Annotated in this window: 19 protein-coding genes; 5 read left to right on the top strand and 14 right to left on the bottom strand. The window is 38.2% G+C overall.

Features of this window, described 5'->3' with window-relative positions; genetic code table 11:
* Positions 1 to 5 precede the first annotated feature (5 nt).
* The 8 genes from SFU91_11070 to SFU91_11035 all read right to left on the bottom strand — a co-directional run bounded on the left by SFU91_11070 (position 6) and on the right by SFU91_11035 (position 5746).
* Entirely contained in the window at positions 6 to 299 is a 294-nt protein-coding gene (locus SFU91_11070; protein MDX2129563.1) for a hypothetical protein, read from the bottom strand.
* Between the two features lie 134 nt (positions 300 to 433).
* Positions 434 to 913, bottom strand: a complete 480-nt coding sequence (locus SFU91_11065) for a low molecular weight protein-tyrosine-phosphatase (protein MDX2129562.1) — start codon at positions 911 to 913, stop codon at positions 434 to 436.
* A gap of 50 nt (positions 914 to 963) precedes the next feature.
* Complete coding sequence (locus SFU91_11060) at positions 964 to 2061, bottom strand: cytochrome bc complex cytochrome b subunit (GenBank protein MDX2129561.1); 1098 nt, start codon at positions 2059 to 2061, stop codon at positions 964 to 966.
* 13 nt (positions 2062 to 2074) lie between these two features.
* Positions 2075 to 2629: a Rieske (2Fe-2S) protein gene (locus SFU91_11055; protein MDX2129560.1), complete on the bottom strand. Its 555-nt coding sequence runs from the start codon at positions 2627 to 2629 to the stop codon at positions 2075 to 2077.
* Positions 2630 to 2719: 90 nt separating this feature from the next.
* Positions 2720 to 3901: a carotenoid 1,2-hydratase gene (locus SFU91_11050; protein MDX2129559.1), complete on the bottom strand. Its 1182-nt coding sequence runs from the start codon at positions 3899 to 3901 to the stop codon at positions 2720 to 2722.
* A 128-nt stretch (positions 3902 to 4029) separates the two neighbouring features.
* Positions 4030 to 5067, bottom strand: a complete 1038-nt coding sequence (locus tag SFU91_11045; protein ID MDX2129558.1) for a DUF5668 domain-containing protein — start codon at positions 5065 to 5067, stop codon at positions 4030 to 4032.
* A gap of 26 nt (positions 5068 to 5093) precedes the next feature.
* Complete coding sequence (locus SFU91_11040; GenBank protein ID MDX2129557.1) at positions 5094 to 5549, bottom strand: PspC domain-containing protein; 456 nt, start codon at positions 5547 to 5549, stop codon at positions 5094 to 5096.
* The gene (locus SFU91_11035; GenBank protein MDX2129556.1) at positions 5546 to 5746 is read right to left on the bottom strand and encodes a PspC domain-containing protein; all 201 of its coding nucleotides are present in this window, start codon (positions 5744 to 5746) and stop codon (positions 5546 to 5548) included. The genes SFU91_11040 and SFU91_11035 overlap by 4 nt, the downstream gene beginning before the upstream one ends.
* A 104-nt stretch (positions 5747 to 5850) precedes the next feature.
* Here SFU91_11035 and SFU91_11030 point away from each other — a divergent pair, with 104 nt between their 5' ends.
* From SFU91_11030 to SFU91_11020, 3 genes are all read left to right on the top strand, one after another.
* Positions 5851 to 6693 (top strand): type III pantothenate kinase, encoded by an 843-nt coding sequence (locus SFU91_11030; GenBank protein ID MDX2129555.1) that lies wholly within the window; start codon positions 5851 to 5853, stop codon positions 6691 to 6693.
* 83 nt (positions 6694 to 6776) lie between these two features.
* Positions 6777 to 6992 (top strand): hypothetical protein, encoded by a 216-nt coding sequence (locus tag SFU91_11025; GenBank protein MDX2129554.1) that lies wholly within the window; start codon positions 6777 to 6779, stop codon positions 6990 to 6992.
* Positions 6993 to 6994: 2 nt separating this feature from the next.
* Complete coding sequence (locus tag SFU91_11020) at positions 6995 to 7414, top strand: cobalamin B12-binding domain-containing protein (protein ID MDX2129553.1); 420 nt, start codon at positions 6995 to 6997, stop codon at positions 7412 to 7414.
* Here the strand turns inward: SFU91_11020 and SFU91_11015 are convergent.
* The 5 genes from SFU91_11015 to tyrS form a co-directional block, all read right to left on the bottom strand.
* Positions 7411 to 8019, bottom strand: a complete 609-nt coding sequence (locus tag SFU91_11015; GenBank protein MDX2129552.1) for a GNAT family N-acetyltransferase — start codon at positions 8017 to 8019, stop codon at positions 7411 to 7413. The genes SFU91_11020 and SFU91_11015 overlap by 4 nt on opposite strands.
* Positions 8020 to 8030: 11 nt before the next feature.
* On the bottom strand, positions 8031 to 8492 hold the full coding sequence (locus SFU91_11010; protein MDX2129551.1) for a GatB/YqeY domain-containing protein: 462 nt from the start codon (positions 8490 to 8492) through the stop codon (positions 8031 to 8033).
* A gap of 52 nt (positions 8493 to 8544) precedes the next feature.
* The gene (locus tag SFU91_11005; protein MDX2129550.1) at positions 8545 to 9255 is read right to left on the bottom strand and encodes an SDR family NAD(P)-dependent oxidoreductase; all 711 of its coding nucleotides are present in this window, start codon (positions 9253 to 9255) and stop codon (positions 8545 to 8547) included.
* A gap of 13 nt (positions 9256 to 9268) precedes the next feature.
* The gene (locus tag SFU91_11000) at positions 9269 to 9820 is read right to left on the bottom strand and encodes an arginine decarboxylase, pyruvoyl-dependent (protein ID MDX2129549.1); all 552 of its coding nucleotides are present in this window, start codon (positions 9818 to 9820) and stop codon (positions 9269 to 9271) included.
* A gap of 150 nt (positions 9821 to 9970) precedes the next feature.
* On the bottom strand, positions 9971 to 11167 hold the full coding sequence (gene tyrS, locus SFU91_10995; GenBank protein ID MDX2129548.1) for a tyrosine--tRNA ligase: 1197 nt from the start codon (positions 11165 to 11167) through the stop codon (positions 9971 to 9973).
* Between the two features lie 134 nt (positions 11168 to 11301).
* Between tyrS and SFU91_10990 the strand changes: the two genes are divergently transcribed.
* The gene (locus SFU91_10990) at positions 11302 to 11658 is read left to right on the top strand and encodes a DUF6686 family protein (protein ID MDX2129547.1); all 357 of its coding nucleotides are present in this window, start codon (positions 11302 to 11304) and stop codon (positions 11656 to 11658) included.
* A 4-nt stretch (positions 11659 to 11662) separates the two neighbouring features.
* Here the strand turns inward: SFU91_10990 and SFU91_10985 are convergent, their stop codons facing one another.
* Positions 11663 to 13147 carry an FAD-binding domain-containing protein gene (locus SFU91_10985; protein ID MDX2129546.1) on the bottom strand — a complete coding sequence of 495 codons (1485 nt, stop codon included), beginning with the start codon at positions 13145 to 13147 and terminating at the stop codon, positions 11663 to 11665.
* Between the two features lie 102 nt (positions 13148 to 13249).
* On the opposite strand from SFU91_10985, the gene serA reads away from it, so the two are divergent.
* Complete coding sequence (gene serA / locus SFU91_10980; GenBank protein ID MDX2129545.1) at positions 13250 to 14833, top strand: phosphoglycerate dehydrogenase; 1584 nt, start codon at positions 13250 to 13252, stop codon at positions 14831 to 14833.
* The last annotated feature ends 18 nt before the right edge of the window (positions 14834 to 14851 follow it).

Genomic DNA, 14851 nt, shown 5'->3' with positions numbered 1-14851 from the left:
ATGCACTATACCCTTAGAATAGAAAATTGTGGATTATTGAGAGAAGGCTGTTTGGAAGTAAAGTGAAAAGATTGGGAATTATTTATAAGTTCTAATGAATGGTACTTTGTATTCGCGAAAAGTGGGTCAAAGTGATACTCTCCATCCTGATTTACTTTGAAAACAATACTATTTTCTGATGAGGCAGAAAGCGTTCCACAAACCGGGCAGTTTGTTAATTCACAGCGCTCAACCTTTTTGAATTGATTTATGGAATGATCAAACCCTGTGTCATCAAGTATTGCACAGAGGCTTGACATCAAGAATAAGATTGCAAGCAAGAACGAAGAATACGTATTTGGTGAATTTCTTTTCATGCTTCAATGTAGCACTTATTCTTTTCCTAACACTTAATTTCAGAAAGATTAGAATTTGTCCAAACCTAAACACTGTCTTAGCTGCCTTCTAAATAGTCTAATAACTTTTCAGTACTAACCTCTAATAAATCTAGAACAAGTTCAAATTCTTGCTTTCCCCCATAGTAAGGATCAGGAATTTCTTGATAAACGGGTAATGGATTCCAGTCTTTTACAAAACTGCACATCAGATGAATCTTCCCCTTCAAATGGGTAGGGGCGATTGCCTTCAAACCTTCGTAATTATTTTTATCCATTGCAATCACCCAATCAAAGTTCATAAAATCTTCTGGTGTGATTTGTCTTGCTCGGTGCGAAGAAAGATTATACCCTCTCTGAGCCGCATGATTTATGCTTCTGGGGTCAGCCATCTCGCCTTCATGATAATTGGCAGTGCCGGCACTATCGATTACATAACGATTCTCTAATCTCCGATTTTGCACTTTCTTTCGGAAAACGCCCTCAGCCGAGGGAGAGCGGCAAATATTGCCAAGGCAAACAAACAATATTTTAGTCATGTCAATAAAAAAAGCCCGAATTGCTTCGGGCTTAGAATCAAACAGTTTCTTTAATGTGAGCCTTTGAGATAATAATCGTAATACACAATAAAACACTCTACCAAGAAAAATGCAATTGTAAGGACACCAAAAATGGTAAATGCAGGGCTTTTCTCTTCGCGAGAAGCTTTTCTATCGATAAAGGGAATCAACGCCCAAGCAAGAATAGCGATACTCATTAACGCTATAGCGACTATCCCCGGAACTTGTTTGAGAAGTTGAAACTGAGCCCAAAAATACCATTCAGGCTTGATATTCACCGGAGTCACGGCAAGTGGATCAGCTTTCACACCAATTTCCCACGGGTACATTACTGCAAGGAAAATAAGCAGTGCAAAGCCAAGCATCCAACCAATGAAATCTTTCAATAGGAAATTGGGGAAAAATGGCTCATGACCTTTAACTAACCCTCTTTCTTGATACCCAATTGGAATTGAAGTTCCAAGAGTTTGCATCAAAATAAGATGGGCGGAGAGAACTAATAACGTTAAACCGGGCAATAGGACCACATGAAATCCGAACATTCTTGTAAGCGTTTCGCCGGTAACTTCGTCGCCACCTTTTAAGATTGAAGCTGCAAATTGTCCGGGCGGGCCAGTGTAAGAAGCCGTTTCTACACCAACTTTTGTTGCAAAAAATGCGAGTTCATTCCAAGGGAGCAAATAACCGGTAAAACCGAGACCAAGTGTTAATAAACAAAGGACAAAGCCGGTAAGCCACATTAATTCGCGAGGGTTTCGGTATGCTTTCATGAAGTAAGCACTAAACATGTGAATAAACATCATGAGTACCATTAGATTTGCTGACCAAGAGTGTACTTGTCTAAAAAGCCAACCAAACGGAACTTCTTTTTGGATATAAACGAATGACTCAAACGCTTCTGATTCAGTAGGTTTGTAATAGAGTAGCAAAAGAAGCCCGGTGATGATTTGTACGATAAAAAAGAAAAGGGTCAGACCTCCAAAATAGTACCATATCGAGGCACGATGTTGTGGAACAGTCTTTTTTCCCAAATAATCAAGCGCTGGCTTCAATGAGCCAATTCTTCCAACAACCCAGTCGGGCACTTCAGCAACGCCGATTTTTAGCTTTGCAATTATTTCAGACATATTATTTTACAGATTAGACTTTAGAGAGAACAATATTACCATCTTGTACTTTGACAGCGAACTTCGCAAGATCAGCCGGTTGTGGGCCTGAAAGCTTTGTCCCATCGGTATTGTACTTTGCATTATGACATGCACACCAAACAACTTTTTCTTGTGGCTGCCACTGGACATTGCAACCTAAATGCGTGCATTTGGCGGACATTGCCGATAATTCTCCGTTTGAATTGAGAACAAATACCGGTTGATCATTAAACTTGAAGATTTTTCCAGAGTTCGGAGGAACATCCGTCTCTTTTCCTACCACTGCTGAAGAAACACTTTTAACTTTTTTTTCAGGTGGCACGACAAACCGAATCACGGGGTAAAGAGAAGTTAGAGTAAATAGCCCTCCAATTGCACCCACGATATAGCCAAGAATATTCCTACGACCTTCGCTTTTCGGTTCGCTTGCGGATGATTGAATTTCTTTTTGAGTTTCATCAATCAATTTTCTTCTTTCGGCATCTCCCTCGGTAATTGTTTCGAGGCGTTTTGAACGATCAAATTGACCTCTCACTATCTCTGCCATTCTTCCTCCTGAATGTGATTAAAGTTAAAATTAAGTACTTTGTTAATGACTTCTGCACAAATGATCAACTACAAAACTAATAATAGAAAATTAAGGACGATTTTGTAACACACTCAATTTATTTTTAGTTCTAAACGGCTTCAAAGACCAATGAAATCGTTGTAACCTTTCATAACAACTGTTAAAAAAATTGTAAAGCGTGTACATCAATGAGTTCTCCCCTTCCCGCCAAATTTTACTTTTAATCAAATTCCGAACAAGTTCAGAATCGATTCTATCGGGGTGAAGAAATTCTGAGATTCCTTGTAAACTCCAAACCGATTGATTGTTAATTTTGAGTAAGAATATCGAGTTGAACCGGAGATAAAATGGGCCAGTTTCAAGGTCATGAGAGTGGGTTATCATGCACTTTACTCTATCATTTGAAAGTGTCAATGAACGGCTATGTTCTGGGATTAAAAACCCTTTTTGCGAGTTTTCAGAATCAACCGTAAGACCTGTAAAGACATCTGTAATTTGATCTTTTTCCTTCAGAAATAGGATTGCAAAAGGGGATTTGTTTTCATCTTTGTAAGAGATCACATAATAAACCAAATCCTTATTTTCCGAATGTGCCCTCCCCCAATACCAATTGTAAATATCTTCACCCATAGGGACTCGTCCGTAATTGTGATCATGATAACCAGAACCGTTAAAAGGAATTAACATTTCCTGATTCCCTTCTGTAAATTCAAATTCGCCGGTAACTTTAGAGGAAAGCGCGGCGAGTACCCAAGTATGCGCCTTTTCTCCACCGGCGGCTTTTTCAACCTTTTCCAAACCCTCAACAGGCAATACCTCAAAAAAAAGAGCCGCTTTGATTTTCTTTCTTCTCGAAGGCATAAAAAATGAAATCGATAATTCGTAACGATTTAATTTCTCGTTGTAAGAAAATTGGCTGTCTTCAAATTTTGCGAACGGTGTTTCTGTAGAAGTTTGAAAGAGATGGGAATTACCTTCTTTGATGAAGTTTACAAGTTCTTTTCCGTTTTCATAAAGATTAAAACTGAAGCCTGCATGTTCAAGAGGTGTTGGAATAACCTCTGAATTCATATCCTTCCAATTACGGTATCGTTTCAAGTAATAAGGAGAAAAGGGAAAACCAGAATACCATATTACAACAAAAGAAAACCCTGTTTTCTCATCAATTGCATCAAAATACCACCATTCGTAAGATCCCGGTTCATGTAAGTTATGATAGGTATCGTTTTTGATTGATGCTGCAATATTCATAGAATAACGAGAGGCCGTTCAAAAGATGTCTAAACACGAATTACTAACGACCATTTCAATCACAGCGTTCATTCCCAATAACGAAAAAACCCGGATTTTCCGGGTTTTTTAAGTTTATGATTTATCATTTAGGGTGCTTTTGGCGCAGCAGGTACTGAAACCGGCTCCTGTTGTGATGGCGGCTCCGGAGGAGCGAGCTCGGGTTCATCCTCCGCACCAAAACGATTTAACTCAATATTTGACATTCCTGTTTCGAGTGTTATAAATACTTTTTTTTGTGATGCATCAAAGTTTGGTGAGCGATATGTGCTCTTCCCGATGGCAATCAACGATTCATGATTGAAACTTGATAGTCCTGAACGGGAGATTACTTCACAGCCAACATTTTCAGGAACATCAATTTCAATGTGTGAAACGCCGGTTTTAATCATCACATTGGTTTTTTCTGCAAGACTGCCAAGTTTCAACCGAATGGATGCCGCACCCGCATCAAGCTTTACTTTACGGACATTATAACTGCTGAAATCAAAATTTGCTTCGGCAGCTCCAACATCAATATCCATATCCCAAACCGGTTTTTGATTCAAACGAATTTTGCAATTATTTTCACCGTTATTACTTCCGACATCACTGATTTTAATTGTCGCATCTTTCATTCGCACATCAATAAATTCGCGCTCTGAGCTGCTGGTTCTTTTGAGTGTATATTTTCCAAATGTACTTTCCACATTCATCTCTATTAGCTCGTGGGTAGTATCACAAATTTCAAATTCACCTGCACCAACATCCAGTTTTAATGTGGCAAATGAAATACTGTCATTAAAGCCTTCAGTAAATGATTGTGTGTATCCTTCACTTGAACTCAACCCTTCGCTTTCAACAGTTACGCTGATTGGTTTTGAACGGCTGCTCCAATATTGGTAAGATTTTCCAAAGGGTAAGAAAGACCAAATAATCAGACCAACAATAATCGCACTAACAACCGCCATTACTCGGGTAATTACCTGATTTCCAACAAGAAGAGAGACCCCAAACAATATTAAAACCAAAGGCCAAAATTGCCTGACGGAGTCAAGCGTAAGCGTTAATATTCCAATGTTGTTGAGCAAAAACAATGCCCCCATCACAATTAGAAAGACACCCCAAAAAATGCTGCTTGTTTTCATTTGACCATTCCTTTTAACTTTAGTTCTTAAGTTCCTGAGGTATTATTTCCATTGGCTGAATCTTTTTTTCTTAGTGTGTTCCACAATAGCAATCCTCCGGCAACGATAAGCACAAATGGCCACGTGTCTTTGAAGCTGAAAAAGGGAAGAAGATTATCGGCAAGGAAAATTGCTCCGAGCGTGACAAGAATGACGCCAAAGATAAAATTTGAGTTTTCTTTCAGTTCAGCCGCATCGAAAGGTTGTTTCACTTCTGAAATCGGTTTTTGACCTTCAACCGGCTTAATATCCATTAGAAATAAATCGCGTTCGGGCATTACTACCCATAAAATCAAGTAAGTAATAAAACCCGCTCCACCGGTAAAAGTAAAAACAATGAAAAGAACCCTGATTAATACAGGGTCTATCATGAAGTAATCGCCCAAGCCGGTACAGACACCTGCAAGAACTTTTCCTTCGCGAATTCGATACAGCTTTTTCATTGAACCTCCCGGTATCCGCTCTCAATTGGAACAATTATCCACATCGCTAAATAAAAAATTAGCCCTGACCCGCCTAATAGGGTCACCCCGACTAATGCTATGCGTACCAAGGTGGGGTCAAGCGAAAAGTAACTCGCTAAACCGCCACAAACACCAGCAATCATCTTCTCAGATTTAGAACGAAAGAGCTTTTTCATATCAAATAGATTTTTTTTAACTATACTTTAATAATTTGTTAAGGTTTCAAAATATCTTCAAAGTATCTCATTTTTCAAGGATTTGATCGAAATAATTAAACAAAATGCTTAAGAAAGTTGGAGATTTTAAGAAAAATATCGTTGCAATCGATTTAGGAAATACGACGATTTCCCTTTCTTTTTTCATGCCTCATTCTCTTGAACCTGTATTGTTAAGGAAATTATCAACGCCCCGAATCAAAGAACATTCACCAGAGCTAATCAAAGAATTATCCGATTTTTTTTCCTCTCTAAGTAGCCTAATCAAATCGAGTGCCGAGAAAAATGAAATTTGGGTCAGTTCTGTGGTTCCATCATTAAACGAGGTAATAAAGAATTTTATCTCAACTTTCATTTTTGATAATCCATCTTTTAAAGGCCCTTGTTTTGTGAATTCAGAGACACATCTTCCAGTTAAGATTTATTACGAAACGCCTCATACACTTGGTAGCGATAGAATCGCTTTTGTTTCTTTTGCCAACCTTGAATTTGGGGGAGAAAATATCATTTGTATTGATGCCGGAACCGCAATTACTTACGATATTGTTACATATCTCAACACCTATTTAGGGGGGTTGATTTTGCCCGGCATAGGGACTGTTAAGTCGGCACTCATTCAAAATACGGCACAACTTCCGCCCTATGAGTTTATAAAACCGGCATCCATTATTGGGAATTCAACGCGTTCTTGTTTAGAAGCCGGTTTGTATCACGGGTTCAAAGCACAAACTCAAGGAATAATTGACATGATTCAATCTTATTTGCAGGGAATTACGGGAAAAGGGTCAAAAGTTATTATCACCGGTGGAGATGCAATAAATTTGCAACCGTTTATTAATGAAAGTATTTTGGTTCAAAATGGCGTTCTTAGAGGGTTACGATTAATCGGAGAATGGACGAAAACTTAATTGAGGTAATTAGAGTTTATTAGTATTGATGTGTTAGCGAAGTATAATAATTTAATTTTCTTATTCAACTTCAAACTTCACAAATGAGGGTATTTTTACTGAAGTCAAAAGGTAAAGGGATTGTTCCTGATTATATTCAGGTTCGTGACGAACGGCAGAGTATTATTGGGTATTTTAAGGCAGTCAATTTTGATAAAGGGCTTGATGAGATTAAAATTTTTGACAAAGAGCGCCGTGTAAAAGCTTCTGAGGTTTTTAAGAAACTTGAATATGGCAAAATGATTTTAGCAGAACTTTAGAAATGATGAAAAGAAAAATCAGGGTTTTAATCGCAAAAGCAGGGTTAGACGGTCATGACCGAGGAGCGAAAGTAATTGCCTCCGCCTTAAGAGATCGCGGAATGGAAGTTATTTATACCGGACTCAGACAAACGCCGGAAATGATTGTTCAATCAGCTTTACAGGAGGATGTAGATGCCATTGGAATCAGCATTCTTTCGGGAGCTCACATGACCATTTTCCCCAAAATAATGGAACTCATGAAAAAGGAGGGTTTGAATGATGTTTTGCTTTTGGGAGGCGGAATCATCCCTGACGAGGATTCAGAAAAACTTTATCAAATCGGTATCGGGAGGGTTTTTACGCCCGGTGCCTCAATGTCTGAGATTGTAACTTTTATTCAAGATTGGGTTGAGAAAAATCGTGCTGTTGGAGTTTCTTAAAAATCTTCAAATTTGATTTTTGGGGCTTCACCTACGAGAAATGTTTCTCTGAGTTCTTTTCTTTTGCCTTTGTACTCCCAATCAAGAATGGCGTAACTTACAAGATCTTGCCACGAATTCCCTACTTTATAAGCCTGAAGCAATTCTCCCTCGACTCTGAATCCCAACTTTTCAATGACGCGATTGCTTGGAATATTTTTTTTAGCGGCAGTAGCCGAAACGCGATGGAGTTTTAATTCACAAATTAAGAATTCTAATAGAAGCAAAGTGGATTCTGTCGCATACCCTTTTTTTGTAAAACGAGACGATGTCCAATACCCAATGGCCGTGCTTTGATTTCCCCACTCAATTGGATGTGTTCCAATAGTGCCAATGAGTTGATTCGTAGTTCGTTCGCGAATTGAAAACGTAAACGATTCGTTTTCAAACATCTTTTGATTGGATTCCTGAATGAACCTTTTTTCGTCTTCAAGTGAAAAACTATCTGTAACCCAAGGAAGCCACGGTTGAAGTTCAATTCTTGAAAAAACGATTTCGTTATAAATATCTTCTGCGTCTTCAATAGAAATGGAAGAAAGGCATAATCGGGTTGAATAGATTTTCATTTCTATCCCAATTAAACAGCAGGAAGCAATTCCTTAAGAATTTTTTGAACGATCGTTCCTTCTGTTTTCCCTTTCAGTTCTTTCATCGCAAAACCCATTACTTTTCCGGCTTCCTTCTGAGAGGTTACACCCATTTTTGCAATTACATCCAATAAATAAGTTTTTACTTCATCTTCTGTCATTTGCGTGGGAAGATACGATTCAACAATCACCAATTCTTTTAATTCAGATTCAGCTAAATCTGCTCTGCCGGAATTCTTAAATTGTTCGATGGAATCTTTACGCCGCTTAACCATCGCAACTAAAGCCTCGATTTCCTCTTCTGGGGTTAACTCTCCTTGTACGGTTCGCTTCTGAACGGTTTCTTTTTCCAAGAGTTCCTTTTTAATAAAACGAAGGGTTTCAACTTTGACCTTATCGCCTTGTTTCATTGCGTTTTTCAGGTCTTCTGTCACTCTTTCTTTTAAGTTCATCCTAAAATTTATTGGTTAGAAAAAAATGGCGACCAAAGCCGCCATCTAAATGTTATGATTTTCCATAGACCTTAATCACAGGATCCCTAAGGGCAAAAGACTTATCTGAAACTGTTATTGCAATCACCTCAGCGACTTCTTCTGGTGTTACCCACTTTGAATAGTCTGCATCAGGCATCGACTCTCGATTGACGGGTGTATCGAGAATACTTGGCACAATAACCGATGTGATCACATTTTTAGATTCTCCCTCGGCATTCAAGAGATCGGCAAATTTCACTATCAAAGATTTTGAAAGCGAATATCCAAAGGCAAAGTTTCCGGATTTAGGCTCTAAGGCCGGTTTCGCACCAATCAAGACAATTCTTCCGAATTCAGCTCCAAGCATTTCGTTAAACACAGGTCGGGCGACATTATAGGCTGTAAAAAAATTCAACTGAATCATTGATTCAATAGCATTAATGTCGCTTTCTAAAAAAGTTCCCAATTGAAACCCACCGACACAAAAAACGGCTGTATCAATTTTTCCAAACTTTTGAATGAGATCTTTTACAACCGATTGTGTTTCATTTTCATTTGTCAGATCTACACGAACTGTATGAAGCCTTAAATGACCCTCTTTTAATTCTGCAATTGACTTGACATTTAGCTGCTCGTCTTTACGAATAGTAATGATAACGCGATAGCCTAATCTCAGAAAAGAGCGAACAACAGCTTGACCCAAAAATCCGGCACCGCCTGTGATTAAGGCTGTTCTTTCCATTCGATGAAAATTGTTAAGGAAGTAAAATACCGCACGCTATTACAGTTGTCCACAATCCATTTTTATCACCTTCCGCTGATTGGGTGATGTTAAATGTTTTGACAACTTTGCCGCTCATTTTGTAAATATCTTCGCGTTCATCCCAAGCGGTATTTGAATCAAATTCAACGCCTAAGGTGGTAGCTAACATCGTTGCGGCTAAATCTTCTGCATAGTCACCGGCTTTTTTTTCTGTTTCTCCATAAGGGTGGTGCTCAGAAAGGTAACCGTATTGTGTGTTGATATCTTGAGGTAAAGCAACACCAATCGAAGATGCGATTAAACGGTTAGGCTCGTTTGTTGAATTTCTTGCCATTACACAAAAGGTAATTTGACCGGGGGCGAGTAACTTAACGCCCTCTTCCACTGTAATGCGCTTACATCCTGTTGGAAAGATGCTCGAAACGGTTACAAGGTTACACTTTTCAATTTTGGCATCGCGTAATGCCAATTCGAAAGATGAAAGATATTCACGATGCCTGCCGACACCCTTTGTGAAGAAGATTTTGGTTGGAACGAATGACAATGTAGGCTCCCAGTTAAGATTAGAAATTAAGTGATTGGAGTATTACTCCTGAATTAAAACGGCTGTAAAAATAAATGAATCAAGCTCTAAAAAAGAAGGAGGAAATAAAATTTAATGATAGCAAACTGTTTCTAAGAAAAACTTTTCCAATTATATATCTCTAAAAATAGCAAACATTATTTTTTTACCGACCTTAAAGGTACGCGGTTTCGTAAGGTCTACAAGCATATTTACATCTAAAACTTTCTCTCCATCAATGGAAACTGCACCTTGAATAATCAATCTTCTTGCTTCAGTTTTAGAAGTAATCTTACCATAATTTATCAAAATATCGATTAAGGGTACAACTATATCATCCTTAAGTGAAAATATTGTTAAAGAATCTGTTTTTCCATCTGCAATCTCTTTTTCACGACCTGCATCTTCTTCGGAATGAAAGAAACTGGTGATTCTCATAGCTAAAAAATGCTTTGCTTCTCTTGGGTTTTCGTTGATGCGTTGCTCTAAGACAGTGATTTCATCTTTTGTTAGAATACCGGTGAGCAATGCATACTTCATCATTAGAGTATCTGGAATATTAATCAAGCGTTGGAACATTTCATTTGGAGTGTGGTGAAATCCGATATAATTGTCCAAAGTCTTTGACATCTTTTGAACACCATCCGTTCCTTCCAAAAGAGGCAAGGTCACACAAACTTGTGGGGAGGTGATTCCATATTCTCTTTGAATATCACGCGCAACAAGAAGATTAAATTTTTGATCAGTGCCACCTAATTCTACGTCATTTTTTAATTCGACGGAATCCATTGCTTGTGCCAAAGGATAAAGCAATTCATGAACCGAGATTGGCTCTCCGGATTTATATCGCTTTTCAAAATCATCTCTTTCAAGCATACGAGCAACGGTATAACGGCTTGCAAGTCGAATTACCGCTTCAAAGCTCATTGCACCAAGCCATTCGGAGTTATAGCGAATTTCAGTTTTTGTTTCTAACAGAATTTTTGAGGCTTGATCAAAGTAGCTTTTCCCATTTTCTTTGGTTTCTTTTGAAGTCAATTGGGGGCGTGTTTTATTTTTTCCTGATGGGTCTCCAATCATCGCAGTAAAATCTCCGATAATCAAAATTGCGTGATGTCCAAGATCTTGAAAATCTCTGAGTTTTCGTAGCACGACGCTATGACCTAAATGCAAATCAGGACGCGAAGGATCTGCACCAAGTTTAATCTTTAAGGGTTTCTGTGAGATGATTGCGTTTTCGATTTTTTTAACAAGTTCATCTTCAGAAATGATTTCAACGGAATTTCTCCGTATCAAATCCATTTGTTCGTTGACAGAAGGAAACTGCATTTTGACAAGACAATTGAATGAATTCAAAAAAAGGGATGCAATATAGGTTGCATCTTTTTTTAGTTCATACCACGAAATACTTTTTTTTAAGAAAACAAATCTCTAATTTAGAATTAGTCTAAATAATAATTATTATGAATGACCGTTCTCTAAAAACTACCGTTTACCGCAACGAACGAGGTTGTATTGTATCTGACAAGGGATGCACTTCAATCCAACTTGAATTTGGAAATTTATTCTTGAGGTTTGATTATCAAGGGCTTGAGGGATTTAAGGAAAGCATCGATAAAATCAATATTGAGAAATTCACTTTAGGCAATAAGAATAAGCCTTATCACCGCAAAATCTTTTTAGCCCTTGAACCGGCAGGAATTACGATGGCACTTCATGCGGAAGAAGTTTATCAATTGCGGGATCTCTTAGAATCGGCAAAAACAATTCTTCTTCTTAAAAAATTATCGACCGAGGCTTTAGCTTTACCTCTCAATTAAGAGGTCATAGTTCAGGCTCAACGAATGTTGTTATGCGATGAATTCGATTGATTCTATCGTTTTCTTTAAGAACTTCACTTCTCTTGCGCCAGTCCCATAGAAGTTTATTGATTAGCCGATACCTTTCTTCGTGATCAATTATTGGTTTTGGATAATCAACCCCCAATTTGAAATTAAAGAATTGCTCTTCTAATGGCGTGATCTCCCAAGGGGTGTGAATTAAGCGAATCGGTAAATGCGAAAGTTCCGGAACCCACAACTTGATAAATGTGCCATCGGTATCGTTATCAAAAGATTGTTTAATTGGATTATAAGTTCGAATCGTATGAACTCCGGTAACTCCGGCTTGCATTTGAATTTGTGGATAGTGAATACCGGGTTCATAATCCAAGAAGACTTTGGCCAAATGAAGTGCAGGTTTTTTCCAGTGTTGCCGACAGAGTTGTGTAATAAATGAAGTGATCATCGCTCTCATTCTGAAATTAATCCAACCCGTTTCACTCAAACATCGCATTACTGCATCAATAAGGGGGAAGCCCGTATTGCCTTCGATCCATCTTGAGAGGTATTCATGATTCTCTTCCCATTCAAATTTTTGATACGCTTGATTTAACTCTCGAAATTCCATTTGGCATTCTGTTTCAAACTTTTGGATAAGATGCTCTCTCCATCGAATTCTCTCGAAAAATTGATTCACATTTCGATTTTCCTTTTTATAAAAAAAATTAGGGTTCGTGAGGTTCAGTTCAAGAACAATTTCGTTTGTAGTCATGCAACCCCAAGTTAAATAGGGGGAAAGCCGGCTGCATGAATTGATACTCAAGTTTGGCTTCGATATATTTTTTAAGTAATTCTCCGCCCTAGAATTTTTGAAGTTTTGCAGCAAGGTCAATGCTTTACGAAAACCTCCTTTTTGAAATCGAGCATTGATTTCAAATTTGTCTGAAGGGCTTAAGAGTATGCTATCGTAATCGGAAGTAAGTTTAATTGTATTTATTCTTGAAAGATCAACCTCAATCGGCTTTTCAAAAGAAATGTTTTTCCAGTTTGCTTCCCAACCTTCTCGAGACTTCAATTTCCTTTGAATTGCACCATTCTGAAATTCTATCCACTGAATGTTTCTTTCCTTAAAAAAGTTGGCAACATTTTTATCCCTTTGAAATGATGCCCAATTATGGGTTTCTTGATAACTGAATACTGTCTGAATTTCGAATTGATAAGAAATGGTTTGAAAAAATGGAATGGAATCACAATAACAGAGGTTGATACATTTCCCATATCGAGAGAATTCGTCATTTAACTCTTGAAGACATTCAAGCGCAAATTGATAATGGCGAGGTGAATAATCAGGAGCGTTTTGAAGAGCCGGTTCAAAGAGGAAAATCAACATTGTGGGATAGCCACATTTTATCGCTTCATTTAGTGGAAGATGGTTGTTTGGTCTTAAATCTCTTTTGAACCATACGATATTGATTCTTTCCTTTGTCATATTATAAAACAAAAAACGGTGTTCGAGAGATGGAATAAGAATTTTCGTACATTTGCAGCCATTTTGAATTCTTACCTTTAAGAAAATTACTTATTCAGTAATATGAAAGTTCTCATTTTAGACAACATCGAAAAAACTTGTGGTGATTTTCTAAAAAAACATCAATTTCAAGTCATCGAAGCTCCCAAACTCACCAAAGAGGAATTAAAAAGTCAAATTAAGGATATCGAAGTTTTGCTTGTTCGGAGTGCTACCAAAGTAACAGCGGATATTATTGAAGAAGCCCACTCACTAAAACTCATCGGTAGAGCTGGTGCCGGTGTTGATAATATTGATCTTGAAGCTGCAACTCGAAAAGGCATTATTGTGATGAACACGCCCGGCGGAAATACAATTTCAGCTGCAGAGCACACTTGTGGTATGCTACTTTCTGTAGCACGCCTTATACCTCAAGCCCACGGTGAATTGAAGCAAGGAATTTGGGATAAAAAGAAATGGCTTGGGCGCGAATTAGAAAGTAAAACTCTCGCTGTTATCGGCTTGGGTAAAATCGGCCGCGAGGTCGCAAAAAGAATGCAGGCATTTGGAATGAGAACCATCGGCTACGACCCAATGCTTCCAGCTGAGGTTGCTGAAAAAATGGGAATATCAGTGATGTCAATCGAGGAAAATTTCAAGCAAGCAGATTTCATTACGATTCATACCCCATACAACGAGGCCACAAAATATCTTTTTAGAAAAGAGACATTCGAAATGATGAAGCAGGGTGTGCGAATTGTCAACTGCGCACGTGGAGGCATTATCCAAGAAGCTGATTTATGCGAGGCAGTGAAATCTGGTAAAGTTGCAGCTGCTGCATTAGATGTTTTTGAAGAGGAACCGATTAAAGCAGGACATCCAATTCTTTCGATTGAAAATATTATCGTTACACCTCACATTGCTGCGTCCACACTTGAGGCACAAGAAAAGGTAGCAATTCAAATCGCGGAGCAAATTGCTGATTGGAAATCGAGTGGCAGACTAACCGGCGCAGTAAATGCCTCTGCGGTTGAACTTGCACATGATCCGGAAGTCCAATCATATTTGCTTCTTGCTGAAAAGCTTGGATCGATTCAAGCACAGTTGCAAAAGGGTTTACCTACAAAGTTAAAAGTTATTGTATCAGGAGATTCACTTCGCCGATTTATTGAACCAATTGCAGCGGCGGCGGTTAAAGGATTTTTGGATGCGATTCAAAATAGCGAAATCAACTACATCAATGTTTTTTCTAAAGCCAAAGAGCTTGGAATTGTTGTTGACTTTGTTCGCGAAAAGGAGCACCCCGATTATACAAGCCTCATTCGAATCGAATACACCACTGAAGTTGGCAGAAAACTGATTGGGGGCGTCGTACTTGGTAAACGAGATAGACGTGTTGTAATGGTCGATAACTTTATTTGTGAATTTAAACCCGAGGGTAATCTTCTTATTTATAGAAATGTTGATAAGCCCGGCGTTATCGCTGGCGTTGGGGCAAAGCTTTTAAGGGGAAATATCAATATTGCGAATCTCTCTCTTTCAAGAAATGAAGAAAAAACTGAAGCACTTACGATAATCTCAATCGACAATACAATTGATGACTCGGTGTTAACGGAAGTTGAAAAGGTCGATGGAGTTTTTGATCCAAAAATTGTTCGATTAAATTAAACTTCATTTTCAATTGCA

The sequence above is a fragment of the Chloroherpetonaceae bacterium genome (genome assembly GCA_033763895.1).
Taxonomy (GTDB): domain Bacteria; phylum Bacteroidota; class Chlorobiia; order Chlorobiales; family Thermochlorobacteraceae; genus JANRJQ01.
Note: the sequence above shows the minus strand (reverse complement) of the source record. Positions and strands in the feature narration are given on the sequence as shown.

What these genes read in the sequence shown, in the direction of transcription:
- SFU91_11070 (MDX2129563.1), bottom strand. Translation starts at nt 299, where the DNA reads ATGTCAAGCCTCTGTGCAATACTTGATGACACAGGGTTTGATCATTCC.
- SFU91_11065 (MDX2129562.1), bottom strand. Translation starts at nt 913, where the DNA reads ATGACTAAAATATTGTTTGTTTGCCTTGGCAATATTTGCCGCTCTCCC.
- SFU91_11060 (MDX2129561.1), bottom strand. Translation starts at nt 2,061, where the DNA reads ATGTCTGAAATAATTGCAAAGCTAAAAATCGGCGTTGCTGAAGTGCCC.
- SFU91_11055 (MDX2129560.1), bottom strand. Translation starts at nt 2,629, where the DNA reads ATGGCAGAGATAGTGAGAGGTCAATTTGATCGTTCAAAACGCCTCGAA.
- SFU91_11050 (MDX2129559.1), bottom strand. Translation starts at nt 3,901, where the DNA reads ATGAATATTGCAGCATCAATCAAAAACGATACCTATCATAACTTACAT.
- SFU91_11045 (MDX2129558.1), bottom strand. Translation starts at nt 5,067, where the DNA reads ATGAAAACAAGCAGCATTTTTTGGGGTGTCTTTCTAATTGTGATGGGG.
- SFU91_11040 (MDX2129557.1), bottom strand. Translation starts at nt 5,549, where the DNA reads ATGAAAAAGCTGTATCGAATTCGCGAAGGAAAAGTTCTTGCAGGTGTC.
- SFU91_11035 (MDX2129556.1), bottom strand. Translation starts at nt 5,746, where the DNA reads ATGAAAAAGCTCTTTCGTTCTAAATCTGAGAAGATGATTGCTGGTGTT.
- SFU91_11030 (MDX2129555.1), top strand. Translation starts at nt 5,851, where the DNA reads ATGCTTAAGAAAGTTGGAGATTTTAAGAAAAATATCGTTGCAATCGAT.
- SFU91_11025 (MDX2129554.1), top strand. Translation starts at nt 6,777, where the DNA reads ATGAGGGTATTTTTACTGAAGTCAAAAGGTAAAGGGATTGTTCCTGAT.
- SFU91_11020 (MDX2129553.1), top strand. Translation starts at nt 6,995, where the DNA reads ATGATGAAAAGAAAAATCAGGGTTTTAATCGCAAAAGCAGGGTTAGAC.
- SFU91_11015 (MDX2129552.1), bottom strand. Translation starts at nt 8,019, where the DNA reads ATGAAAATCTATTCAACCCGATTATGCCTTTCTTCCATTTCTATTGAA.
- SFU91_11010 (MDX2129551.1), bottom strand. Translation starts at nt 8,492, where the DNA reads ATGAACTTAAAAGAAAGAGTGACAGAAGACCTGAAAAACGCAATGAAA.
- SFU91_11005 (MDX2129550.1), bottom strand. Translation starts at nt 9,255, where the DNA reads ATGGAAAGAACAGCCTTAATCACAGGCGGTGCCGGATTTTTGGGTCAA.
- tyrS (MDX2129548.1), bottom strand. Translation starts at nt 11,167, where the DNA reads ATGCAGTTTCCTTCTGTCAACGAACAAATGGATTTGATACGGAGAAAT.
- SFU91_10990 (MDX2129547.1), top strand. Translation starts at nt 11,302, where the DNA reads ATGAATGACCGTTCTCTAAAAACTACCGTTTACCGCAACGAACGAGGT.
- SFU91_10985 (MDX2129546.1), bottom strand. Translation starts at nt 13,147, where the DNA reads ATGACAAAGGAAAGAATCAATATCGTATGGTTCAAAAGAGATTTAAGA.
- serA (MDX2129545.1), top strand. Translation starts at nt 13,250, where the DNA reads ATGAAAGTTCTCATTTTAGACAACATCGAAAAAACTTGTGGTGATTTT.